Origin of the sequence: Deferribacter thermophilus (assembly GCF_049472675.1) — a bacterium.
Classification (GTDB): domain Bacteria; phylum Chrysiogenota; class Deferribacteres; order Deferribacterales; family Deferribacteraceae; genus Deferribacter; species Deferribacter thermophilus.
In genome coordinates this window covers 57,523-82,678 of record NZ_JAPNXM010000005.1, presented here as the reverse complement: position 1 = coordinate 82,678, position 25,156 = coordinate 57,523, and the positions used below count along the sequence as shown (strand labels likewise).

Annotated in this window: 27 protein-coding genes; 26 read left to right on the top strand and 1 reads right to left on the bottom strand. The window is 32.5% G+C overall.

The features are described from left to right. Window positions 1-6: 6 nt before the first annotated feature. Entirely contained in the window at window positions 7-609 is a 603-nt protein-coding gene (rdgC, locus tag OWM07_RS06105; RefSeq protein WP_423302789.1) for a recombination-associated protein RdgC, read from the bottom strand. A 135-nt stretch (window positions 610-744) separates the two neighbouring features. Between rdgC and ndk the strand changes: the two genes are divergently transcribed. The 26 genes from ndk to OWM07_RS05975 all read left to right on the top strand — a co-directional run bounded on the left by ndk (window position 745) and on the right by OWM07_RS05975 (window position 25,140). Continuing rightward, window positions 745-1,164, top strand: a complete 420-nt coding sequence (gene ndk, locus OWM07_RS06100) for a nucleoside-diphosphate kinase (protein ID WP_423302788.1) — start codon at window positions 745-747, stop codon at window positions 1,162-1,164. 48 nt (window positions 1,165-1,212) lie between these two features. Beyond that, window positions 1,213-2,601, top strand: a complete 1,389-nt coding sequence (gene thrC, locus OWM07_RS06095) for a threonine synthase (protein ID WP_423302787.1) — start codon at window positions 1,213-1,215, stop codon at window positions 2,599-2,601. After that, complete coding sequence (gene queA, locus OWM07_RS06090; RefSeq protein ID WP_423302786.1) at window positions 2,601-3,626, top strand: tRNA preQ1(34) S-adenosylmethionine ribosyltransferase-isomerase QueA; 1,026 nt, start codon at window positions 2,601-2,603, stop codon at window positions 3,624-3,626. The genes thrC and queA overlap by 1 nt, the downstream gene beginning before the upstream one ends. A 10-nt stretch (window positions 3,627-3,636) precedes the next feature. Further along, entirely contained in the window at window positions 3,637-4,758 is a 1,122-nt protein-coding gene (tgt, locus tag OWM07_RS06085; RefSeq protein ID WP_423302785.1) for a tRNA guanosine(34) transglycosylase Tgt, read from the top strand. Further along, window positions 4,751-5,074 carry a preprotein translocase subunit YajC gene (gene yajC / locus OWM07_RS06080; RefSeq protein WP_423302784.1) on the top strand — a complete coding sequence of 108 codons (324 nt, stop codon included), beginning with the start codon at window positions 4,751-4,753 and terminating at the stop codon, window positions 5,072-5,074. The genes tgt and yajC overlap by 8 nt, the downstream gene beginning before the upstream one ends. 18 nt (window positions 5,075-5,092) lie before the next feature. Next, window positions 5,093-6,637: a protein translocase subunit SecD gene (gene secD, locus OWM07_RS06075; RefSeq protein ID WP_423302783.1), complete on the top strand. Its 1,545-nt coding sequence runs from the start codon at window positions 5,093-5,095 to the stop codon at window positions 6,635-6,637. A gap of 10 nt (window positions 6,638-6,647) precedes the next feature. After that, on the top strand, window positions 6,648-7,541 hold the full coding sequence (gene secF, locus OWM07_RS06070; protein ID WP_423302782.1) for a protein translocase subunit SecF: 894 nt from the start codon (window positions 6,648-6,650) through the stop codon (window positions 7,539-7,541). Window positions 7,542-7,705: 164 nt separating this feature from the next. Next, a complete protein-coding gene (gene rho / locus OWM07_RS06065; protein WP_423302781.1) occupies window positions 7,706-8,947 on the top strand; it encodes a transcription termination factor Rho in 1,242 nt (413 codons plus the stop codon). A gap of 70 nt (window positions 8,948-9,017) precedes the next feature. Continuing rightward, the gene (rpmE, locus tag OWM07_RS06060) at window positions 9,018-9,236 is read left to right on the top strand and encodes a 50S ribosomal protein L31 (RefSeq protein WP_423302780.1); all 219 of its coding nucleotides are present in this window, start codon (window positions 9,018-9,020) and stop codon (window positions 9,234-9,236) included. A 24-nt stretch (window positions 9,237-9,260) separates the two neighbouring features. After that, on the top strand, window positions 9,261-9,977 hold the full coding sequence (thyX, locus tag OWM07_RS06055; protein WP_423302905.1) for an FAD-dependent thymidylate synthase: 717 nt from the start codon (window positions 9,261-9,263) through the stop codon (window positions 9,975-9,977). A gap of 42 nt (window positions 9,978-10,019) precedes the next feature. Next, entirely contained in the window at window positions 10,020-10,928 is a 909-nt protein-coding gene (locus OWM07_RS06050) for a DUF1385 domain-containing protein (RefSeq protein ID WP_423302779.1), read from the top strand. After that, on the top strand, window positions 10,918-11,985 hold the full coding sequence (prfA, locus tag OWM07_RS06045; RefSeq protein ID WP_423302778.1) for a peptide chain release factor 1: 1,068 nt from the start codon (window positions 10,918-10,920) through the stop codon (window positions 11,983-11,985). Before OWM07_RS06050 ends, prfA begins: the two co-directional genes overlap by 11 nt. A 4-nt stretch (window positions 11,986-11,989) precedes the next feature. Continuing rightward, window positions 11,990-12,826 carry a peptide chain release factor N(5)-glutamine methyltransferase gene (prmC, locus tag OWM07_RS06040; RefSeq protein ID WP_423302777.1) on the top strand — a complete coding sequence of 279 codons (837 nt, stop codon included), beginning with the start codon at window positions 11,990-11,992 and terminating at the stop codon, window positions 12,824-12,826. After that, on the top strand, window positions 12,814-14,076 hold the full coding sequence (gene murA / locus OWM07_RS06035; RefSeq protein WP_423302776.1) for a UDP-N-acetylglucosamine 1-carboxyvinyltransferase: 1,263 nt from the start codon (window positions 12,814-12,816) through the stop codon (window positions 14,074-14,076). Before prmC ends, murA begins: the two co-directional genes overlap by 13 nt. Then, on the top strand, window positions 14,066-14,692 hold the full coding sequence (hisG, locus tag OWM07_RS06030; RefSeq protein WP_423302775.1) for an ATP phosphoribosyltransferase: 627 nt from the start codon (window positions 14,066-14,068) through the stop codon (window positions 14,690-14,692). Before murA ends, hisG begins: the two co-directional genes overlap by 11 nt. Then, window positions 14,685-16,925, top strand: coding sequence for an outer membrane protein assembly factor BamA (gene bamA / locus OWM07_RS06025; RefSeq protein ID WP_423302774.1), 2,241 nt, complete (start codon window positions 14,685-14,687; stop codon window positions 16,923-16,925). The genes hisG and bamA overlap by 8 nt, the downstream gene beginning before the upstream one ends. Window positions 16,926-16,949: 24 nt before the next feature. Further along, complete coding sequence (locus OWM07_RS06020) at window positions 16,950-17,489, top strand: OmpH/Skp family outer membrane protein (RefSeq protein WP_423302773.1); 540 nt, start codon at window positions 16,950-16,952, stop codon at window positions 17,487-17,489. Further along, the gene (gene lpxD / locus OWM07_RS06015) at window positions 17,476-18,465 is read left to right on the top strand and encodes a UDP-3-O-(3-hydroxymyristoyl)glucosamine N-acyltransferase (protein ID WP_423302772.1); all 990 of its coding nucleotides are present in this window, start codon (window positions 17,476-17,478) and stop codon (window positions 18,463-18,465) included. The genes OWM07_RS06020 and lpxD overlap by 14 nt, the downstream gene beginning before the upstream one ends. 1 nt (window position 18,466) lies before the next feature. Beyond that, the gene (gene fabZ / locus OWM07_RS06010; RefSeq protein ID WP_423302771.1) at window positions 18,467-18,895 is read left to right on the top strand and encodes a 3-hydroxyacyl-ACP dehydratase FabZ; all 429 of its coding nucleotides are present in this window, start codon (window positions 18,467-18,469) and stop codon (window positions 18,893-18,895) included. Continuing rightward, complete coding sequence (gene lpxA, locus OWM07_RS06005) at window positions 18,892-19,662, top strand: acyl-ACP--UDP-N-acetylglucosamine O-acyltransferase (protein WP_423302770.1); 771 nt, start codon at window positions 18,892-18,894, stop codon at window positions 19,660-19,662. Before fabZ ends, lpxA begins: the two co-directional genes overlap by 4 nt. A 2-nt stretch (window positions 19,663-19,664) precedes the next feature. Then, window positions 19,665-20,615 (top strand): Gfo/Idh/MocA family protein, encoded by a 951-nt coding sequence (locus OWM07_RS06000; RefSeq protein ID WP_423302769.1) that lies wholly within the window; start codon window positions 19,665-19,667, stop codon window positions 20,613-20,615. A 3-nt stretch (window positions 20,616-20,618) separates the two neighbouring features. Further along, entirely contained in the window at window positions 20,619-21,434 is an 816-nt protein-coding gene (locus OWM07_RS05995; RefSeq protein ID WP_423302768.1) for an LpxI family protein, read from the top strand. After that, on the top strand, window positions 21,424-21,891 hold the full coding sequence (locus OWM07_RS05990) for a chemotaxis protein CheX (protein ID WP_423302767.1): 468 nt from the start codon (window positions 21,424-21,426) through the stop codon (window positions 21,889-21,891). The genes OWM07_RS05995 and OWM07_RS05990 overlap by 11 nt, the downstream gene beginning before the upstream one ends. Window positions 21,892-21,893: 2 nt before the next feature. Then, window positions 21,894-22,670: a prepilin peptidase gene (locus tag OWM07_RS05985; protein ID WP_423302766.1), complete on the top strand. Its 777-nt coding sequence runs from the start codon at window positions 21,894-21,896 to the stop codon at window positions 22,668-22,670. Window positions 22,671-22,682: 12 nt separating this feature from the next. Next, complete coding sequence (gene tyrS, locus OWM07_RS05980) at window positions 22,683-23,885, top strand: tyrosine--tRNA ligase (protein ID WP_423302765.1); 1,203 nt, start codon at window positions 22,683-22,685, stop codon at window positions 23,883-23,885. 16 nt (window positions 23,886-23,901) lie between these two features. Beyond that, entirely contained in the window at window positions 23,902-25,140 is a 1,239-nt protein-coding gene (locus OWM07_RS05975) for a DUF1015 domain-containing protein (protein ID WP_423302904.1), read from the top strand. Window positions 25,141-25,156: the final 16 nt, after the last annotated feature.

The window sequence follows — 25,156 nt, the reverse complement described above, 5'->3', positions numbered from 1 at the left end:
CCTTTATTATATTGTTGTGGGCAAGCTGTTTAGTAAATTATCCAATATTGATAAATCTCTTAAATTACGCTTAAGTATTTCTGCAAATGATTCTCTGTAAAGATTTATATCAAAAGCAATTCTGAAGAGATGAGATAGAGCATCAAAAATTTTGGAGTTAAGCTTGTTTATATAAACGAAGTTGTTATTAGAGTCTAAAATCACTTCAACAATTGTGGTAGAAGGGGTAGTGGAATTAAGTAATGTTTTTGTAACAGAGTTTTTAAGGAAATCGATATCAGATTTTGTTAATTTTTCTTTGTTTGATTGGGATAAAAGCTCCTTTTTCTTTTTTTCTAACTCTATGTTAAAAAAATTTGAGTTAATCTTTTTTTCATCGATTCTAACAGTAAAAAGCATATATTCATTGAAAAATATTTCTGCTTCATCAAAATTTTCTGCTGTAGGGTATAAAAATGGTGTAAAACCATAGTTTACAGCTCTTAGTTCATCATAAAGATTTTCAAAAGAGTATTCTTTTAGTTTTTCTGCAATTTCTGTTATAGAAAGATTAAATTCGTTTTGATAGCCTAATCTAAAAAAGGTCAAACTCCCTTTGATAATTCCCATAATGCCTCCAGAGCAAGAAAGATATACAAAATTATATTTATATGCAATAAATTTATACTTTTTTTCTTAAAAAGTTGATTTTTTCAAGAAAACTGATATTTATACACTCTCAAATTATAACAGGAGGTAAAAAGTATGGCTGTAGAAAGAACACTTGCTATTATAAAACCTGATGCAGTTAAGATGGGTGTGTCAGGTAAAATTATTCAGAGAATTGAAGATGAAGGTTTTAAAATAGTTGGGATGAAAAAAATATGGATGACAAAAGAGGTTGCAAAGGGGTTTTATTATGTTCATAAAGAAAAACCCTTTTTTGAAGCTCTGACAGATTTTATGAGCTCTGGCCCATCTATTGTAATGGTTTTAGAGAAAGAGAATGCTATTAAGGATTGGAGAAAATTGATGGGTGCGACAAACCCAGCTGATGCAGAGGAAGGAACTTTGAGAAAAGAGTTTGGAAAAAATATTGACAACAATGCGGTTCATGGTTCTGATGCGCCTGAGACAGCCGCATTTGAAATTGGTTACTTCTTCTCACAAATAGAATTAGTATAAGGGAGGGGTGAGCTTCTCCCCTCTTTTATTTAATTTTTGAGGTGTATTATGAAGTATAAAAGTACAAGAGGTTTAATTAAGGGTATTAGCTTTAAAGAAGCAGTTTTGATGGGGCTTGCTGATGATGGTGGTTTATTAATCCCTGAGAGTATCCCTTCTATTACCCAAGATGATTTGATGGCTCTAAAAGATAAAAATTATCAAGATGTTGCTTTTTATATTATGAGTAAATTTGTTGGGGATATCGATAAAGAGGTTTTGAAAAGATTAATTGATGAAAGTTATAAAACTTTTGATACATCGAAAATAGTTCCTTTAGTAGATCTTGATGATTTTTATCTTTTAGAGCTTTTTCATGGCCCAACATTAGCTTTTAAAGATGTGGCATTACAATTTTTAGGGAATTTGTTTGAATATGTATTAGGAGAAAAAGGGGAAAATTTAAATATAATTGGGGCTACTAGTGGTGATACGGGTAGCGCTGCCATATATGGAGTAAGGGGTAAAAAAGGGGTAAAGATATTTATTTTGCATCCAAAAGGGCGTGTGAGTAAAATTCAAGAGCTTCAAATGACAACAGTTCTTGATGAGAATGTGTTTAATCTTGCTGTAGATGGGACTTTTGATGATTGTCAGTATATTGTAAAAGAAATTTTTTCTGATCTGGATTTTAAGAGAAAGTATAGTCTCGGATCAATTAATTCTATAAATTGGGCAAGGGTCTTAGCTCAAATTGTTTATTATTTTTATGCCTACTTGCAGACAAAAGAGAGTGAAAGGCTTGATAAAATAAATTTCATTGTTCCTACAGGGAATTTTGGGAATATTTTAGCAGGTTTTTACGCAAAGATGATGGGGCTACCAGTGAACAAATTGGTCATAGCAACTAATGAGAATAATATATTGCACAGGTTTGTTCAGTATGGTGATTATAGCATAAAGGGTGTTGTACAAACATACTCACCTTCGATGGATATTCAGATTGCAAGTAATTTTGAAAGATATCTATTTTATTTATATGATGAGGATGCAGACAAAGTAAAAGCTTCAATGGAAAATTTAAGGAGAGAAAGGTTTATCAAGTTTTCTACTGAAGAACTAAAAAAGGTTCATCAAGATTTTGATTCTACTACCACTGATAACTCTGAGACCTTAAAAGTGATTAATAGTGTGTATCATAAAAAAGGTTACATTTTGGATCCTCACACAGCATGTGGTGTGGATGGTGCTCTAAAACTAAAAGATAAATATGAAGAAAAATTTATCTGTCTTTCAACTGCTCATCCAGCAAAATTTATTGATGCAGTTAAAAAAGCTATTAATAAAGAGCCTGTAATCCCTGACAGAATTCAAAAACTATTTGATAAAGAGAAAAGGGTTTATGATATGCCAAATGATGTATCTGTTGTAAAAAAATTTATTGAGCAACATGTTTAATGAGTAAAACTAGTATTGAAAGATACAACTTTGATTTTGATGAAAGTCTTATTGCTCAATATCCAGCAGAAAAAAGGGATGAGTCAAGATTATTGATAGTAGATAGAAAAGAGCAAAGACTGCTGGATAAGAAATTTAAGGATATAATTGATTTTTTTGATGAAAATATGTTTCTTGTTGTTAATAATACAAAAGTTTTAAATGCCAGATTTTATGCAAAAAAAGAAAGTGGTAAAACAGTAGAACTTTTTTTGTTGGAACAGATCGATGATAAAAGATTTAAAGCACTTCTTGGAGGTAAGTGGAAAAAAGAAGGGTATTTATATATAGAAAATTATAAGATTTTTGTATCGAGTAGAGATGATGAAGGGTTGGTATATGTTGATTTTTTGGAAAATGACCCTTTTCAAATGATGGAAAGATATGGGCATGTCCCTCTTCCTCCGTATATAAAAAGGGAAGATAAAGAGATTGATAAAGAGCGTTATAATACAGTGTTTTCTAAAAAGGTAGGTTCAGTTGCAGCTCCTGCAGCTGGCTTACATTTTACAGATGAGTTGTTTGATGCTTTGAGAAAAAAAGGTGTTGAAATATTTGAAATAACACTAAATGTAGGGCTTGGAACCTTTAGACCTGTTAAATCGGAGTATATTGAAGACCATAAAATGCATAAAGAATCATATTCTATAGATAAGTCAGTTGCAGAGAGAATAAATTTTTTAAAACTACAGGGGAAAAAGCTTGTCGCAGTAGGAACAACAGTAGTTAGAGCACTTGAATCCTCAACAAATAATGATGGAAAGTTAATGCCTGCAGAAAATGCTTACACAGATCTTTTTATAAAAGAAGGGTATAAATTTAAAATGGTGGATATGTTAATAACAAATTTTCACCTTCCAAAGTCTACACTTTTTATACTTGTGTGTGCTTTTGGTGGTTATGATTTGATGAAAAAAGCTTATAGGTATGCAGTGGAGTCTCGTTTTAGGTTTTTTAGTTATGGTGATGCAATGTTTATAATGTAGAGGTGATGGTTTGTTTAGATTTGTATTAGAGGGTAAGGATAAGGAGAGTAAGGCGAGGTTTGGGTATTTTGAGACTATTCATGGGAGAGTAGAAACACCTATTTTTATGCCAGTTGGTACTGTGGGTTCTGTAAAAACAGTTACTCCAGATGAATTAAAGGATATTGGAGCTCAGATTATATTGGGAAATACATATCATCTTCATCTTAGACCAGGGGATGATGTTGTAAAATATTTTGGAGGGCTTCATAAGTTTATAAATTGGGATAGGCCGATTTTAACAGATAGTGGTGGTTTTCAGGTTTTTAGTTTGTCAGAGTTAAAAGATATAAACGAGGAAGGGGTTACATTTAGATCACATCTTGATGGAAGAAAGATTTTTTTAACTCCTGAAAAGTCCATTGAGATACAGTCAAACCTTGGTTCAGATATTATGATGGTATTGGATGAGTGCGTTCCATACCCTTGTGAAAAAGATTATGTAAAAAAGTCTATAGAATTAACGAGAAAATGGGCAATTAGATGTAAGAATGCAAAGATAAATAGCTGGCAGGCTCTATTTGGGATTGTGCAGGGAGGGGTATATAAGGAGTTAAGAAGGGTAAGTGCTGAACAGATAGTTGAGATAGGTTTTGATGGTTACGCGATAGGTGGTTTAAGTGTAGGGGAAGAAAATATACTTATGTATGATATTACGGATTTTACTACAGATTTTTTACCTGAAAATAGACCGAGATATCTTATGGGGGTTGGGACACCTGAGGATATTTTAGAATGTGTTGAGCGTGGGATAGATATGTTTGACTGTGTCATGCCCACAAGAAATGCTAGGAATGGTTTACTTTTTACAAGTTATGGTAAGCTCCATATTAAAAGGCAAGAGTGGAAACTGTCTGATAAACCAATTGATCCAAACTGTAACTGTTATACTTGCAGGAATTTTTCAAGAGGTTATTTGAGACATTTATATAAGGCAGGTGAAATATTAGCACTGAGGCTTAATACAATTCATAATTTACATTTTTATATTTCTCTTGTAAAAGAGATAAGAAATGCTATAAAGAGTGGTTGTTTTAAAAAATTTAAGCGAGAAAAATTAGAAATGTTTAAAATAGGAGGAGATAATGTTTGAATCAATAGCTTATGCGGCTGGGCAGCAACCAGCAGGGCAGAATCCGATAGCTGCTTTTTTACCTTTAATATTGATCTTTGTAATATTTTATTTTTTGCTTATTAGACCACAGCAAAAAAGACAGAAACAGCATCAACAAATGTTAGAATCCTTAAAAGCTGGAGATGAGATAATTACTTCAGGCGGTATCTATGGAAAAATAGATAAGATTTTGGATCAAAATACATTTTTAGTGGAAATTGCAAATGGTGTTAAAATCAAAGTGGTAAAAAATGCTGTAGCGTCAAAAGTTACTGGAGGAGCAGAAAATAAATAAAAAAGAGGTAGTGGGGTTATGAAATATAAACTTAGATGGGCTATTATCTTTATTGTAATTGTTGGAGCTTTGATTTCACTATATCCTTTAAATGAGAAGATAAAGCTTGGGTTGGATTTACGAGGTGGGATGTATGTTTTGTTAGGGGTAGAAGTTGATAAAGCAGTGGATGCAAAACTTGATACCCTTGTCACTCAGGTCAAGAAGGATTTGCGTAGTGAAAAGATATCTTATGCTTATGTGAAAAAAGATAAAGATAAATTAGTTGTTGCTCTAAAGGATGATTCAATAGATAATGCAAAAAAAATTATTGAAAATAATTACCCTTTTTTAAAGGAATCAAGTATTTCTAAAAATGAGTTTCTGTTAGAGTTTAAGCTTGATCCAAAAGAAGTTGAGAAGATAAAAGATTATGCGGTAGAGCAGGCAGCTCAAGTTATTAGAAATAGGATTGACCAGTTTGGAGTTACAGAGCCTGTTATTCAAAGGCAGGGTAATAGAAATATTTTGGTTCAGCTTCCGGGGATTACTGATCCAGAAAGAGCTATAAAGCTAATTGGTAAGACTGCACAGCTTAAATTTTATTTGGTTGATGATGCAGTTACTGCTTCTGATATTTCATCTGGTAATATCCCCTTTGATGATATCGTTCTTTATAAAAAAGTGATAGATAAAAGAACAGGGAAAATAGTAGAAAATACCCCTTACGCTCTTAAAAGGGATGCTGTTTTAACTGGTGATTACCTTGTAGATGCAGAAGTGAGGATTTCTAGTCAATTTAATGAGCCTTATGTGTTGATTAAGTTTGATAGTGCTGGAGCAAAATTGTTTGGAGAAATTACTAAAAATAATGTGGGTAAAAGGCTGGCAATTGTATTAGATAACAATGTATATTCAGCACCAGTAATTAGAGAAGCTATCATGGGTGGTGAAGCTCAAATTACTGGTAACTTTACAATGGAAGAAGCTAAGGACTTAGCTATAGTTTTACGAGCTGGGAGTTTGCCTGCACCTGTTAAAATACTTGAAAATAGAACTGTAGGTCCTTCTTTGGGTAAAGATTCAATAGAAAAAGGTATAAAGGCATCAATTATAGGATTACTCTTGGTTGTAGTTTTTATGGCCGTTTATTACAAGCTTTCTGGTGTAATTGCAGATATTGCCTTGATATTAAATTTAGTGATAATTTTAGGTGTTATGGCTTTATTTAAAGCCACTTTGACACTTCCAGGTATTGCAGGATTGATTTTGACAATTGGTATGTCTGTGGATGCTAATGTCTTAATTTTTGAACGAATTAGAGAAGAGCTAAGGCTTGGTAGAACTGCATTAAGCGCAATTGAGGCTGGTTTTGAAAAAGCTATGTCCACTATTTTGGATGCTAATATAACCACTTTGATTGCTGCTGTGGTATTATTTCAGTTTGGAACAGGGCCGGTAAAAGGTTTTGCTGTGACTTTATCAATAGGTATTTTGACATCTATGTTTACTGCTATTTTTGTTAGTAGAACAATCTTTTTACAAATATACGAATCCAAGAAAAATGTGAAGTTGAGTATTTAAGGAGCTGAAGATGTTTGAGATTATAAAGCCTGGAACAAAAATTGATTTTATGGGTAAGTCTAAGCTATTTTTCTTGATATCTGGTATTATTGTTTTGTTAAGTTTGGTTATAATCTTTACAAAAGGGTTCAATCTGGGGATAGATTTTGCAGGGGGTTCTGTAATACAGGTGAGGTTTGATAATCCACCTTCGTTAGATGTTTTAAGGGAGAATATAAAGAAATTAAACTTAGGGGATGTGGTTATTCAGAATTTTGGAGATGAAAGAGAAGTTTTAATAAGAGTTGAAAAAACTGATAATGATTTAAATGCAGTAGCTAATGATGTAAAAAGTGCATTAAGCAATAGCTTTAAAAATAATAATTTTATTGTGGAAAGGGTAGAACAGGTTGGACCTCAGGTTGGTAGTGAACTGCAGAAAAAAGCTACAATGGCTGTGATTTACGCGCTTATCGGTATTTTAATCTATGTAGCAGTAAGATTTGAGTTTATATTTTCTATAGGTGCTGTTTTAGCACTTTTTCATGATGTAATAATCACTTTAGGGGTGTTTTCTATAACATCAAGAGAGATTAATTTGCCAATTGTTGCAGCGGTGTTGACAATAGTTGGTTATTCTTTAAATGATACAATAGTGGTGTATGATAGAATTAGAGAAAGACTAAAAGGGAGTGCTTCTAAAGTAAGTTTGTTAAATTTAATAAATCAGAGTATAAATGAAACCTTAAGTAGAACTTTGCTTACATCTTTTACCACATTTCTTGCTGTATTAGCTCTTTATGTATTTGGTAGTGAAATTATTAAAAACTTTTCATTCGCTCTATTGATTGGCATCATAGTGGGTACTTATTCTTCTATTGGTATAGCAAGCTCTTTTGTTTATAGTATTAAGAGAGATAAATAGGGGGCTTCCCCCTTTTTTAAAAAAAAGCTTGACATTAAAAAATAATGTTATTAATTTCCGCTTAAAGAAACATTACACAGGATTTTTCATAGTAGATGAAATCAAAAAAGAATAATTAATTTTTCAAATAATAATCATTAGATGAATCATTAAAGGGGTGAACTGTGAATTTATCGGAATTGAAAAAAAAGCCTATTGAAGATCTTGTGGCGATTGCTAACGAATTTGATATTGAGCATGCAGACAATCTCCTCAAACAGGAGCTTATATTTGAAATACTCAAAGCTGCCAGTGAAAAGAATGGGCAAATATATGGTGAAGGGGTATTAGAGGTTTTACCTGATGGTTTTGGTTTTCTTAGGTCTCCGGATGCTAATTACTTGCCTGGACCAGATGATATATATGTTTCACCAGCTCAAATTAAAAGGTTAGGGCTAAGAAGTGGCGACACTATTCAGGGAGAGATTAGACCACCAAAGGATAATGAAAAATATTTTGCCTTACTAAAAGTTGAGAAGGTAAATTGGGAGGAGCCTAGAAGGCAAAGGAACCTGTTTGAAAACCTAACTCCACTTTTTCCTGATGAAAGGATTAATTTAGAAGCATTCCCTACAGCTTATGATACAAGGATTATGAATCTTTTGGCTCCTGTTGGTAAAGGGCAAAGGGGGTTAATAGTAGCTCCACCTAAAGCTGGAAAAACGATGCTGTTAAAATCGATTGCAAATAGTATCACAAAAAATCATCCTGAGATCTATTTAATAATTCTTTTGATCGATGAAAGGCCAGAAGAAGTGACCGATATGCAAAGGTCTGTTCAGGCAGAGGTGGTTAGTTCTACCTTTGATGAGCCAGCTTATAGACATGTCCATGTGGCTGAAATGGTGCTGAATAAAGCTAAAAGATTGGTGGAGCATGGTAACGATGTGTGTATCCTTTTAGATAGTATTACTAGGCTTGCGAGAGCTTATAACTCCATTGAACCACCAAGTGGAAAAGTGTTAAGCGGTGGTGTTGATGCTAATGCACTACATAAACCTAAAAGGTTTTTTGGTGCTGCAAGAAACATAGAAGAGGGTGGCTCTTTAACTATCATTGCAACTGCTTTAATTGATACTGGTTCAAGAATGGATGAAGTAATTTATGAAGAATTTAAGGGCACTGGAAATATGGAGCTTCATCTTGATAGAAAACTTGCAGAAAGAAGGATTTTTCCAGCTATTGATATTAACAAGTCTGGAACTAGAAGAGAAGAACTCTTACTTACAAAAGAGGAGCTCAATAAGGTCTGGATACTTAGAAGGTTTTTGAGCAATATGAATTCTGTTGATGCAATGGAATTTTTACTTGATAAAATTAAAGGGACAAAAACAAATAAGGAGTTTTTGGAGTCAATGAGTAAATAATTTTACTTTACAAATTTGAATAAATTGTGTTAATTAGAGCTTTTCGAAAAATAAATGATGGAGGATATAGATGAAAAAAGGGATTCATCCAGAGGTAAAAGAGGTAGTTTTTAAGTGTGCTTGTGGTAATGAGATAAAAGCCTTATCAACTGCCAAAAAAACAGGTATTGCGATTTGTTCTGCATGTCATCCATTTTTTACAGGGAAACAGAAGTTTGTTGATACAGCTGGTAGAGTAGAAAAATTTATGAAAAAATACGGAAATTATCAGGAAAATATTAATAAGTAAAAGTCTATGCTAAAAAAAACAAAAATTAATGTAAAATTGCTTAAATACACAGCAGAACCAGAGCTTACTGCTGCTTTAGCCGCTAAACTATGTTATGCTTCTGATGCTACAATAGATGACTTACAGAGGAAAATTGAAAGAGGTGAGCAGGAAAGTTTTATTGAAAAGATTGTTAGAATTGGTCATCATTCTGTTTTAGAGCATGTGTCATTTACTTTTGGTGTTGAGGGTGTATCAAGAACACTAACTCACCAGCTTGTTAGACATAGAATAGCTAGCTATTCTCAGCGTTCTCAAAGGTATGTAAAACACAAAGATGGTTTTGAGTATGTTTTACCTGATTCGATTGCTTCAAACTCCGAAGCTGAAAAAGAGTTTGTCAAATTAATGGAGAATATTTCCAATGTTTATGATAAATTAATAGATTTAGGTGTTCCTGCTGAAGATGCTAGGTATGTTTTACCAAATGCATGTGAAACTAAAATCATAATTACTATGAATGCAAGAGAGTTATTACATTTTTTTAATGTTAGATGTTGTAATAGGGCTCAATGGGAAATACGTAGAATGGCTGAAATGATGCTTGAGGAATGCCTTAAAGTAGCTCCAGCTATTTTTAAATATGCTGGGCCAAATTGTGTTACAGACAAGTGCAAAGAGGGTGATTTTACTTGTGGTAAAGCATCTGAAGTAAGAAAAAGATATGAGGAACTTTTAAGAAGATACGATAGGTTGAATTAGAACTTTTTTCTAATAAATTCATCGTTTGTCTATGAGGTCAAAGTGAATAAAAAAAGTTTAGATGTAGGTGGTCAGGCTGTAATAGAAGGGGTTATGATGCGAGCCCCTGGTAAATTTGTAATTGCTGTTAGAAGAGAAGATGGTAAGATTGTTGTCAAAAAGAAAGATATTTCTATTGATAATAAACCGCTATTTAAAAAACCCATTTTAAGAGGCTTAATCGCTTTATATAATGCACTTATATTAGGTATTAGTGCTTTAAACTTTTCAGCCTATCATGCATTTGGTGAAGGTAGTGAAAAAATAAGCAAAAAAGAGATGTTTTTTAGCCTTATTACGGGTTTGTTATTGGGGATTGGATTATTTATTTTTTTGCCATTATTTATTACTGATTTGCTAAAGCATTTATTACCATTATTAGATAGATCTTTTTTGGCTTACAACGCTGTAGATGGTGTTATTAGAGTTATTTTCTTTTTGTTGTATATCTATTTTATATCGTTTTTTAAGGATATTAGGAGAGTTTTTGAATACCACGGTGCAGAACATAAGGCTATTTATACCTATGAGAGTGGGAAAGAGTTGAGTGTGGAAAATGCAAAGCAGATGAGCAGATTTCATCCAAGATGTGGAACAAGCTTTCTGTTAATAGTGATGATAGTGAGTATTCTTGTTTTTTCTATAATTCCAAAGGATGCGCACTTTATGATAAAATTATTATCTAGAATAGTTTTTATCCCTTTAATTGCTGGTCTCTCTTATGAAATTTTAAAGTTGAGTGATAAGTTTAGTAATAATATAATAGTAAAAATCTTGATTAAGCCTGGTTTATGGCTGCAAAAATTGACAACTAAAGAACCTGATGAAGAACAGATTGAAGTGGCTTTGATATCTCTTAAACTTGCATTGGATAAAGAGATGGATGATGAGGGGTTGATTTATGTTTCATAAATTAGATGAAGTGGTGGAGAAATATGAAATATTAACTGAGAAGTTAGCTGATCCATCAATAATGAGTGACAATAAATTATATCAGCAACTTGCAAAGGAGCATGCGGATTTAAAACCAATAGTAGAAAAGTATAAAGAATATAAAAAGGTCGAAAATGATATTGAGGAAGCAAAGCAAATTTTGACTTCTGGAGATAAAGAGCTAAAAGAGCTGGCTGAGATGGAATTAGAGGAGGGGAAAGAGAAGCTTGAAAAATTAGAAAATGAATTAAAGATATTATTAATACCAAAAGACCCCTATGATGAAAAAAATATCTATTTGGAGATAAGAGCAGGGACAGGTGGTGATGAGGCGACACTTTTTGCTGCAGACTTATTGAGAATGTATATGAGGTATGCAGAAAAAAAAGGGTGGAAAACTGAAATAGTGGATTACAACGATACAGGTGTGGGTGGATATAAAGAAGTAATACTTTTAGTCAAAGGGAAAGGTGCGTATAGTAGATTAAAGTTTGAGGGTGGTGGTCATAGAGTGCAGAGGATTCCTGTTACGGAGTCAGGAGGTAGAATACATACCTCAGCATGCACAGTAGCTGTTTTGCCTGAAGCTGATGATGTAGAAGTGGAGATTGACCCATCAGATCTTAGAATTGATGTATTCAGAGCAAGTGGTGCAGGTGGCCAGCATGTAAATACTACAGATTCTGCAGTAAGAATAACTCATATCCCAACTGGGATAGTAGTTTCTTGTCAGGATGAAAGAAGCCAGATAAAAAATAAAGAGAAAGCGATGAAGCTTTTGAAGGCGAAGATTTTAGAGATGGAGATAAGAAAGCAGCAAGAAGAAATTGCTTCAAATAGAAAACTTCAAGTTGGTTCAGGTGATAGAAGTGAGAGAATTAGAACCTATAATTTCCCTCAAAATAGAGTTACAGATCACAGGATAAATTTGACGCTTTACAATCTTGATCAAGTAATGGAAGGGGAGTTGGATGAAATAATAGATGCTTTGATTGCTTATGACCAAGCAGAAAAGCTAAAAGAGATCGGATTATAAAATAATGTCCCTAATAGTTGGGGGCTATTATAGGGTAAGAGATTATATCAACTTTTTACAAAATAATTTTAAACATCTTTCAATTTCTCAAATAAAAGAGCTTATTTCATATATTTTCAATATTAAATATGAAGAGATTCCATTTAAGATGGATGAGTTATATATTTATGATACTGATGTATCTAAAGTTTTTGAAAAGATTGGTAAAAAGTATCCTGTAAATTATATAACTAAAAAAAGGTATTTTTATGGATTAGAGTTTTATGTGGATGAAGCTGTTTTAATTCCAAGATATGAAACAGAAGTGTTAGTAGAAGAAGTGCTAAAGAGGTACAATAAAGGGTTTATGCTTGATTTGTGTACAGGTTCAGGCTGTATTCCCATTTCGATAATCAAAAACAGCAAAAAAAAGATAAAAGGGGTAGGGGTAGATATTTCTATAAATGCCTTGAAGATAGCTAGATTTAATAGTATAAAGCATTCTGTTGAAGATAAATTGAGTTTTTTGAACTTTGATGTTTTAAATATTGAGAGGTTGTTTAAAGGTGGGATAACTTTTGACTTTATTACATGTAACCCCCCGTATGTTGACAGATCAAGTAATTTTGAGGATTCTATCCTTTATGAGCCAGAGCAAGCCCTGTTTGCAGAAGATGAGGGTTTGTTATTTTATAAAAAGCTGTTGAGTAAATTACCTAAATTATGTAAAAAAGGTGGAATTATTTTTTTTGAAATACCGTGGGATAAGTTAGATAAGATAAAAGAGATTTTTAAGGATAAGGATTTTGAGTTTGTTAGAGATTTGTCAGGGAAAGAGAGGGTTTTGATTTGGAGAAATTAGTCATTGAAGGTGGAAATAGGCTTACTGGTGAGGTCAGTGTAAGTGGTTCTAAAAATGCATCGTTGCCTATAATGGCTGCCACAATTTTAGCAGAGGGGGGATACACTTTAGAAAATGTGCCAGATTTAAGAGATGTCAGAACTTTATGTAAGCTTCTTAATCTTTTAAACATTGAAACAGATTTAAGAAATAATCAGCTGGTTTTAAGAAATAGTGGCGGAGATGCTTTTGAGGCACCTTATGAGCTTGTTAAGACAATGCGAGCAAGTATTCTTGTATTGGGGCCACTACTTGCAAAGAGGAAAAGAGCTCGTGTATCGTTACCTGGGGGTTGTGCAATTGGTGAGCGTCCTGTGGATCAGCATATTAAAGCACTAAAATTAATGGGTGCAAAAATTGAGATTGAGCATGGCTATATTGTCGCTGAGTGTGAAAAATTGATCGGAACTGATATATATTTTGACCTTGTGACAGTTACAGGGACTGAAAATATCATGATGGCAGCTGCTGGTGCAAAAGGTGTCACTACTATTTATAATGCAGCTATTGAACCAGAAGTAGTGGATTTGGGAAATTTTCTTATGAAGATGGGTGTGAAAATAGAAGGTTTGGGAACTAAAACAGTGAAAATTTATGGTAGCGATAATTTAATAGCCACAGATTATAAAGTGATGAATGACAGGATAGAAGCTGCCACTTTGATTTGTGCTGCAGCAATAACAAAGGGGGATATATTATTAAAAGGTGTACCAATTGACTGCCTTACTACGGTCATAGATAAGTTTTTAGAAATTGGTATAAATATTGAGGTATTGGGAGAAAATGTTATTAGGGTATCGGCAGATAAAAGGCTTGATGCTGCAGATATCACAACTCAGGTTTATCCTGGATTCCCTACAGACTTACAAGCTCAATTTATGGCTTTGATGACAGTGGCTAAAGGGGTATCAGTTATTACAGAAAATATATTTGAAAATCGTTTTATGCATGTAGCTGAACTTAAAAGGATGGGAGCAGATATTAGACTAAAAGATAGATCAGCCATAGTAAGAGGTGTAGAGAGATTAAGCGGTGCCCATGTTATGGCTTCAGATTTAAGAGCTAGCGCTTCATTGGTTTTAGCTGGTTTGATTGCTGATGGTGAAACTCATGTACATAGGATTTATCATCTTGATAGAGGTTATGAGAAGTTTGATGAAAAATTAAATAAGCTAGGTGCAAAAATAAAGAGAGTTGAAAATGGGGAATGATGGTTTTATTAATATTGCTCTACCTAAAGGTAGAATGGCTAATGATACTATTGAGCTTTTAGTTAATAAAGGCTTAGCTGATGACTGTATCGATTTAAATTCAAGAAAATTAATTTTTGAAGATAAAAATAATAAGTTAAGATTTATGGTAGTAAGGAATATGGATGTGCCAACTTATGTTGAAAATGGGGCTTGCCATATTGGAGTGGTAGGTAAAGATGTTTTGGAGGAGTTATGCCCTGATGTGTATGAGTTTTTAGACTTAAAATTCGGTTATTGTAGATTATGTGTAGCTGGTCCAAAAGATTGGATGGGTGATTTTACCCATAATTTGAAAATTGCCACAAAATATCCAAATATTACCAAAAGGTATTTTTTTGAAAATGGTTTGTTTGTAGAAATTATTAAACTGTATGGATCAATAGAATTGGCGCCAATTGTAGGCTTATCAGATTTAATTGTTGACTTGGTGTCAACTGGTGAGACTTTAAGAAAAAATGGCCTAAAGGAGATAGTCACTGTGATGGAGTCAACAGCAAGATTAATAGCTAATAAAAATCTTGCTAAATTGGAATCTAATAGGATTAAAAAATTGATTGAGGCATTGAATGACTAAAAAAATAATTTTTATTTTCTTTATTGTATTTTTTATAAAGTTTGTTTTTGCTGAAGTATTGATAGATAATGTTCTAATTGAAGGGAACAAAAGGGTACCATTAGAAACTATCAAAAAATATACGGTTAAACCTGGTGATGTTTTTGATTTGAAAAAGATAGACGAAACTATTAAGGAGCTTTATAAAACAGGCTATTTTCTGGATATAAAAGCTGATTTATCAGCTGTAGAAGATAAAATCGTTTTGACCTATTTTGTAAAAGAAAAGCCTTTTATAAATAAGATATATATTGAAGGTAATGATGAAATCAGAGAGGAAACTTTAAAGGAGATCTTAATAATTCATGAAGGAGATCCCTTTGATAAAGCAAAGATTGAGCAGAGTATTGCAGAAATCAGAAAAAAGTATGAAGATGAGAATTTTTATAATATAAAAATAGATTATGATTTAGAAGAAAGAAAAGATAATAGTGTTGACCTTATTTTTACTATAGATGAAGGGAAAGAAGCCAAAGTGGTCAAAATTAATTTTTATGGTAATAAGATATATACGGATAAAGAGCTTAAAAAGGTAATTGAGACTTCTGAAAAAGGGTTTTGGTCGTGGCTGACAGGTAGTGGTAAATTAAAAAGGGATGAACTGGAATTAGATAGGGAAAGGATCAGAGCAAAGTATCTTAATAACGGCTATATGCGAGTAAAGGTGGCTGAGCCTGAAGTTGAATTGAATGATGATAAAACAAAAATAGTTGTGACATTTAGGATTGAAGAGGGTAATCAATATAAAGTAAGAAAAATTTCTTTTAGTGGAAATATACACCGAAGCGAAAAGGAGCTTAGAAAAAGGGTTCTTCTTAAAGAGGGGGATATCTTTTCCAGTGAAAAATTTAGAAAAGATATAGAATCTTTAACTGATGCATTTACTGAAATAGGGTATGCTTTTGCGAATATTGAACCAGATACTGTTATTGATGATGATGAAAAGGTAGTGGATATCCTTTATAAAGTAGAAGAAAATGTTTTAGTACATATTCATGAAATCATAATTAGTGGAAATACTAAAACAAGGGATAGGGTTATTAGGAGAGAGTTTGATATTCATGAAGGGGAAATTTATAACAGTAAAAAAATTAAATCCTCTAAAAGGCATATAGAAAATACAGGGTATTTCGAAGAAGTTAATCTAATTGAGGATCCTTTTGATAAGGACAAAATAAATTTAAAGCTCAATGTAAAAGAGAAACCAACTGGGATGTTCAGTTTAGGAGCTGGTTATTCTACACTTGATGGGTTTGTAGGTACAATTCAATTATCTCAAAATAACTTTTGGGGGCTGGGATATAAATTAAGTCTTAAATCAGAATTTTCATCAAAAAGAACCGATTATACTTTAAGTTTTACAAACCCTTGGTTGTTTGATAGACCTATTACTTTTGGGTTTGATCTTTACAATCTTAAGAGAAGCTATTATGAGTATACAAAAAAATCAAAAGGTGGAGCTTTAAGATTAGGGCATTCAATTATAAATCGAAAACTATATGCATATTATAGATTTGCTTATGATAAAATTAAGATTTATGATATTGATGATACGGCCTCACAATATATAAAAGATCAGGAAGGTGAAACAACCACAATAAGTTTTACACCTTCTTTGGTTTGGAGTACTCTTGATAGTCCAATAGATCCATCAAAGGGGAACAGATCAAAAATATTTGTAAAATATGCAGGCGGTATATTAGGTGGTGATAACAATTTTGTTAAAATGGGTTTTGAAACTTCCCAATACTTCCCTCTTTTCTGGAAATTTGTAGGTATGCTTCATGGAGAGATCGGTTATTTAAAATCTTTAAATAATGATCCATTGCCAGTTGATGAAAGATATAGATTAGGTGGGATGTATAGTGTGAGAGGTTTTAAATATGGGGATATTTCACCTAAGGATGAGACAGGTTATGAGTATGGTGGTGATAAATATGTTCTATTTAATGCTGAGGTTACATTTCCTATATCTGAAGCAGCTAATTTAAAGGGGGTTGTGTTTTTTGATGCAGGTCAGGTGTATGATAATGGGGAAGATTATTTCTCTTATGACTTAAGAAAATCGGCAGGTTTTGGTTTTAGATGGTTTAGTCCAATAGGCCCTTTAAGATTAGAATATGGGAAAAAATTGGATAGAAAATCTGGTGAGTCCGCTGATAGGTGGGATTTTTCAATTGGAGGAATGTTTTAAATTAACATAAAGGAGGAATTTTTTATGATGAAGAAGAAGTTTGGAATATTATTTTTGGCTATTTTTTTTGTTTTTATTGGTTCAGCTTATGCTGAGCTAAAGATAGCGGTTGTAAATATGCAGAAAGCTCTTGATGAATGTGATGCTGGTAAAGCAGCTGTTGAAGAGATGAAGAAGCTTTATAGTGCAAAGCAGCAAGAGATTAATGAAAAACAAAACGAACTTAAGAGGATGCAAGAAGAGATTAATAATCAAAGCTCACTATTATCTGAAGATGCAAAACAAGCAAAATTAGATGATTATCAGAAAAAATTAAAAGATTTGAAAAGATTTGTAGCTGATTCTAACGAAGAGCTTAAGAAGAAAGAGCAAGAATTTATTTCAAAAATAGCTACCGATTTAAAGGAAGTTGTTGAAAAGCTTGGGAAAGAACTAAAATATGATATTATTTTAGAGGTAAGAGAATCAGGTGTATTGTACAATTCTGACAAAGTGGATATAACAAATCTTGTTGTTGAAAGATATAACAAAGAATGGCATGCAAATCAAAATGAAGCTAAGTGAAATAGCTAAAAAATTAAATTGTGATTTTAACGGTGAAGATGTAGATATTCTCAATGTGGCAGCGATTGATTTCCCAAAGCCACAAAGTATAACCTTTGTAGGAAAAGAAGGTTATCTCAGGCAGCTTGATTCTTCAAAGGGGTTTGTTGCTGCCATTTTAGATGAAAAATTAAAAGGTAAGGATGTAAATCTCCCTCACTTATTTGTAAAAGACTTAAAACAAGCAATAAAAATAGTTATAGACCTTTTTTATCCAGATGAAGAGATAGAGCATGAGATCTCAAAGACTGCTGTTATCGGTGGAGTAAAGATTGAAAAACCTGTATATATAGGAGATTTTACAAAAATAGGTGATGGTACAGAGATTGGCTGTAATACATATATTGGAGATGGTGTTAAAATTGGAAATAATGTAAAGATTGGAAAAAATTGTAAGATATACTCAAATGTGACTATCTATTCAGATGTAAAAATTGAGGATAATGTAATTATTCATTCTGGAACTGTTATTGGTAGTGATGGTTTTGGTTATGTAAATACACCTTCTGGTCATCAGAAAATAAAGCAGGTTGGAAGTGTAATCATTGAAAGCCATGTGGAAATAGGTGCTAACTGTACAATAGATAGAGGAACATTGGGAGATACAATAATAGGCTTTGGCACGAAAATAGATAATTTAGTTCAGGTTGGGCACAATGTAAAAATAGGTAAGCACTGTATAATCGTAGCTCAGGCTGGTATTGCAGGAAGTAGTGAGATTGGTGATTTTGTTATAATTGGTGGTCAATCAGGGGTTGCTGACCATGTTAAAATTCCTGCTGGCACAATTATAGCATCAAGAGCTGGTGTACCTGGCAATGTTAAAAAGCCTGGCGTATATTCAGGAAGCCCAATAATGGATCATAAAAAATGGTTAAAATTGAATGTGATTTTGAAAAATATTGATAAATATTTAAAAAATTTAGAGGGGGAGTAGTATGGATATAAACAAAATTAAAGATATTTTACCTCACAGATACCCTTTCTTATTAGTTGATAGAGTATTAGAAATAGATGATTTGAAAATAAAAGCGTTAAAAAATGTTACTATGAATGAGGAGTTTTTTTTAGGGCATTTTCCAGCAAATCCTGTAATGCCTGGTGTTTTGATTATTGAAGCTTTGGCTCAGGCTGGTGGTATATTGGCATTTCAATTTTACTCTGAAGAAGAGAAGAAAGATGCAAAAGTTTATTTTATGTCAATAGATAATGCAAAGTTTAGAAAACCTGTTGTTCCTGGTGATCAATTAATTTTAGAGGTAACTGTGGTTAAGAGAAAAAAAGATGTTTGGAAGTTAAAGGGGGTTGCTAAAGTTGATGATGTTATAGCGTGTGAAGCAGAATTTATGGCTATGGTGCAAAAATGATTCACAAAACAGCTATAATTGATAAAAGCTCAGAAATTTCATCAAAAGCCGAAATAGGTCCCAATGTTTACATCGGTAAAAATTGCGTTATTCATGATAATGTAAAGATAGGTTTTGGGACTGTAATAGAATCTAATACAGAGATAAAAGAGGGGACAATTATTTCACCAAATGCGCATCTTGGTGGTGCTCCTCAGGATATCAGTTATAAAGGGGAAGATACTAAGCTTATTATTGGGAAAAATTGCATTATCAGAGAATTTGTTACTATTCATAGAGCATCTACAAAAGAGGACTGGGTAACAGAGATTGGTGATAATTGTTTTATCATGGCAAGTTCGCATATAGCTCACGATTGTAAGATTGGTAATAATGTTATTTTAACAAGTTATTCAGGCTTGGCTGGACATATTCATGTGGGGGACATGGCAGTAATTTCTGGATTAGTTGCTGTTCATCAGTTTGTAAGAATTGGGAAACTTGCTATGATAGGGGGGATGAGTAGAATTACTTTAGATGTGCCACCTTTTACCCTTGTTGAAGGTAATCCAGCTGTTATCCATGGACTAAATGTAATTGGTTTGAGAAGAAGAGGTATCGGTTTAGAAGTGAGAAATGAACTTAAAAAGCTTTTGAAAATATTTCTTGATAAAAAATATACCAAGGAAGAAGCAATAATAGAGATGGAAAAAGTAGTAAATAGTAGTGAGGGTAGAGAGTTTGTTGAGTTTATGAAATACTCAAAAAGAGGTATTACTAGGAGATAGTTATGATTAAAATGGGGCTCATTGGACTTGGAAGAATGGGGAAATACCATTTAAATCTATATGATGAAATCCCTGAAGTAAAGCTGATGGGTATTTGTGATATAAATGAAGAAGAGCTTAATAAACAATCAAAATTAACTGGTGTTAGGGGGTATTTGGATTATAGAGAAATGCTTGATACTGTAGAAGCAGTTACCATTGCTGTTCCCACAAAGTATCACTACGAAGTTGCAAAAGAGTGTCTATTGGCTGGTAAACATGTATTGGTTGAAAAACCTATAACTACTAACCTTGAACAGGCAAAAGAGTTATTTGATATTGCAATGAAAAAGGATTTGGTATTGAATATCGGTCATGTGGAGCGGTTTAATGGAGCAGTTATGGAATTAAAGAAAATCGTAAACAATCCATACTTAATAGAATCGAGAAGAGTAGGCCCTTTTGCTGAAAGGATGAAAAATGATAGTATAATATTAGATTTGATGATTCATGATATAGATATTATATTAAACATTTTAGAAGATGAAGTTGTTGATATTCAAGCGCAAGGTGCTTCTGTATATTCTAAACTTGTTGATTATGCCTCAGTTAATTTGAAATTTAAAAAAGGGACTGTAGCTAACATAATTGTTAGTAGAGTAAATCAGAAGAAAGATAGGACAATGAGTATAGCTCAAAAGGATGCGTTTATTTTCTTAGATTACACAAATCAAGATATAAATATTTATAGACAGGGAACAAGCCAACATATTTTTGGTAATAAAGAGTTAACTTACAAAAATGAATATATATTAGAAAGACTTTTTGTGTATAAAGACAACCCTCTTAAGCTGGAAATAAAAAATTTTATAAAATGTATTGATAATAGAGCTTGTAGAGTTGTTTCAGTGGAGCATGAATTAAAATCATTGGAAGTGGCTTTAAAAATTGATGAGATGTTAAACAACAGGTAGATAATGAAAACAGCCGTATTAGCTGGTTATGGGAAATTACCTTTAATAGCAATAAATAATTTGAAAGATTTGGGTCATGAAGTAATTACGATAGCATTTAATGAGGAGATAAATATAGATTTATCTGATGCTTCAGATAAAATTTACAAATTTAGTGTAGGTCAGGCGAAAAAAGTTTTGGATACCCTGGAAAAGGAAAAGGTTGAATCAGTTTTGTTTGCAGGAAAGATTAATAAATCGCTTTTATATAGTAATTTAAAGTTTGATATGTTTTCTATAAAACTTTTAATGAGTTTGAAAGATAGAAAAGATGACACAATAATGTTGAAAATTGTGGAGTTGTTAGAAGAGAGAGGGATAAAGGTATTGGAACAAACCGAGATTTTAAAAAATCTACTTATAGAAGAGGGGGGGTTGACAAAATTAAAGCCTAACAAAGATGAGTGGGATGATATAAGATTTGGTTTTAATATTGCTAAAGAACTGGGAAGGGTTGATATTGGACAGACTGTTGTTGTGAAGAATATGGCTGTAATGGCTGTTGAGGCTATTGAAGGCACCGATGAAGCGATAAAAAGAGGGTGTAATTATGCTAAAAAGGACGCTGTGGTGGTGAAAGTTGCAAAACCTTTTCAAGATTTTAGATTTGATGTACCAACAGTAGGTATTGACACATTAAAGAATATAAAAGATAATAAAGGTAAAGTATTGGCTTTAGAGGCTGGGAAGACATTTATAATTGATAAAGAAGAGTGTATTAAATTTGCAGATAAAAATAAGATGATTATTGTTGGTATAAGGGGTGAAAATGAAGGCTGAGCATATAAATCCTTTTATCGAATCTACTTTCTCAGTTTTTGAAACAATGATGGGTATAAAACCATCTAAAAAAACTGTTGAACTAAAAAAAGGGGACAACCCATCCTATGATATATCTGGTATAATTGGTTTGACTGGGCAAGCTATAGGTTCTGTTGTAATAAGTTTTCCAGAATCTTTGGCTTTAAAAGTTGTTTCGAAATTTATAGGTGAGGAAAAGAGTGAAATTGATGATGATGTGGTTGATGCTGTGGGTGAGTTGATCAATATGATTGCTGGTGGAGCAAAAAAGATTTTTACCGATAAAGGTTTAAAGTTTAAAATTTCTATACCAAATGTGGTAACAGGAAAAGGGCATAAAATAAAAAGACCTAGTAATGTCCCGTGTATAGCTGTTATTTTCGAAGTTGATAAAGAATTTTTTGCTATAGAGGTTTCTTTAAAAGAGAATAACTAAAAATGGATTATCTAATATTTTCCCTTTTAGGTTTGATTTTTGGAAGTTTTTTCAATGTTGTAATAAATAGATTACCTTATGGAAAGTCCATCGTATTTCCTGGTTCTGCATGTCCAAAATGTGGTCAAGAAGTTAGATGGTATGATAATATCCCTGTAATAAGTTATATACTTCTAAATGGTCGGTGTAGAAATTGTGGATTGAAAATATCGTTTCAATACCCATTTGTTGAAATTATTACCGCAGTTATAACAGTTTGGCTTTATGTAAAGTATGGGATGAGTATTCTGTTTGTTAAGTATTTTATTTTATGTGGATTGCTTTTGTGTGCTGGTATTATAGACTTAAATACTGCTTTAGATGATAACTTTGAGACAGGGATTATTCCAGATGAGCTATCTTTAGGTGGGATACCAGTTGGTTTAATTTTTGGTTTTATAGAAAAGAGCCTGTTAATTAGTATAATTGGTGGAATTATTGGTTTTTTGTTGCTTTTTATACCAGGTTTTGTATATAAGCTTGTTACTGGTAAGGAAGGGATGGGTGGTGGAGATATAAAGCTTTTTGCGATGATTGGTACATTTTTAGGATACAAACCACTTTTTTTTATATTGTTTATCAGTTCATTTTTGGGTGCAGTTATTGGTTTGTTTTTTATACATATTTATAAAAGGAGAGATTATCCAATACCCTTTGGTCCATTTATATCTTTGGCTTCAATTATATACATTTTTTATGGTGAAGAGATTATACAGAGTTATTTAAAAATGATTCTTTAAAAGGAGGTTGTTTTGTTGACTGTAGATGAGCAGCTGAAATTGATAAAACGAGGCACAGAAGAGATTATTGTTGAAGAAGAATTAAGAAAAAAGTTGGAAAGGTCATTAAAAGAGGGTAAACCTCTTAGAGTAAAAGCTGGTTTTGATCCTACAGCGCCCGATCTTCATTTAGGACACACAGTATTAATTCAAAAATTAAAACATTTTCAAGATTTAGGCCATCATGTAATATTTCTAATAGGTGATTTTACTGGTATGATAGGTGATCCAACTGGCAAATCAGAAACGAGAAAAGCATTAACAAGGGAAGAAGTGTTAAAAAACGCTGAAACATATAAAGAGCAGGTTTTTAAGATATTAGATCCTGATAAAACAGAGGTTGCTTTTAATAGCTCCTGGATGGATCAAATGACATCTTATGATATGATTAAGTTAGCTTCAAAATATACTGTTGCAAGAATGTTAGAAAGGGATGATTTTGCTAAGAGATATTCATCAAATAAACCGATTAGCATACATGAGTTTTTATATCCACTGGTTCAAGGTTATGATTCTGTTGCATTGAGAGCTGATGTGGAGTTAGGTGGAACAGATCAGAAATTTAACTTATTGGTTGGTAGAGAATTACAGAGAGATTATGGGCAAGAGCCTCAGATTGCCATAACAATGCCTATTTTAGAAGGGCTTGATGGTGTTCAAAAAATGAGTAAGTCTCTTGGTAATTATGTAGGTATCACAGAGGATCCTTTTACAATGTTTAGTAAAATCATGTCTATATCTGATGAGTTAATGTTTAGATATTATTTACTTTTATCAGATAAGACTGAAGAAGAAATCAATAATATGAAACAGGATATAGAAAAAGGTGTGCTTCATCCTATGGAAGCAAAGAAGATGTTGGCTGCAGAAATTGTAACAAGATTTCATGGTTCTATAGAAGCTAAGGAAGCAAGGGAAAAATTTGAAAAACTTTTTAGTAAAAAAGAGATCCCTGATGATTTGCAAGAGTATCAGGTAGAAAAAGGGTTAAAATTAATAGAAATTATAAAGAGGATAAATTTTGTTTCTTCAAATAGTGAGATAAGAAGACTTGCTTCTCAAGGTGGTATCTATGTAAACAATGAAAGGGTTGAAGATGTTTATAGGGTAATGGAGGAAGATGAGTTTGTATTAAAGGTAGGTAAGAAGAAATTTGCTAAAATTGTTTTAAAATGAGGAGGTTGTCGTGGTAATGGTGAAACCTTTTAAGGGTGTTAGATACAATTTAGAAAAAACTCTATTAAAGCAAGTTATTGCACCACCTTACGATGTGATTAGTAATGAACAGAAAGAAGTTTTAAAGCTGAGATCACCATATAATGTAGTAAATCTAATTTTACCTGATGGTAATTATGAGGAAGCTGCCAAAAAATATAATGATTGGAAAAAAGAAAAGATTTTAATAAAAGATCCTGAACCTGTTTTCTATCTTTATGAACAGGAATATGAATATGATGGGAAAAAATATGTGCGTACTGGATTTATTGGCTTGTTAAAACTTGAAGATTATGGAAAAGGCAATGTTTTCCCTCATGAAAAAACTCTATCAGGTCCAAAGATGGACAGATTTAATCTTATGAAGGCAGCAAAGGCAAATTTTAGTCAAATTTTTGGTTTGTATATAGATGAAGAAAGATTTCTTGATAAAATATTTTCTTCTATAAAGAAAGAGATGCCTGTAGCTTCAGCTGTTAATGATGAAAAGGTGAAGAATAGCTTATGGTTAATTGATGATGGAGAGATTAAGAAGACTATAGAAGATTTTATGAAGAATAAGAAAATATATATTGCGGATGGCCATCATAGGTATGAGACTGCTTTGAAATATAGAGAGTATATGAGAGAGCTAAATGGAGATTCCCCTGATGATATAAAGCCTTATGATTTTGTAATGATGATGTTTGTAAATTTTTATGATGAAGGATTAAAAGTATTTCCAACTCACAGAGTTGTAGAATATAATGGAAACTTGGATGAGCTTTTAGAAAAAATAAAAACATCTTACACAGTGGAAAATGTAAATAGTTATGAAGAAGGTATAAAAAAGCAAAGTGAAAGTGATTATCCTGCTTTTGTCCTTTATTATAAAGGTGATTTTAAGTTGTTAAGATTAAGTGTAGAAGAATACGAGAAATTGCACCCAATATATAGAAAAGTGGATGCTTATGTTCTTGAAGAGACGATACTAAAACCTATTTTAGGGTTTACTGAGGAGAAGCTATTAAAAAAAGAGGGGATATACTTTGTCCAAAACATGGCTCAAATTGAGAAGATTGAAAAGGAAAGGGAAAATATTGTAGCCTTTTTCTTAAAAGGTGTAGATATTGAAGTAATAAAAGAGATAGCTGAAAATGGGCTTGTTATGCCCCAGAAATCTACATATTTTTATCCAAAATTAGATTCTGGACTTGTTTTTAACGATCTTTGCTAATTTATAAACAATATAA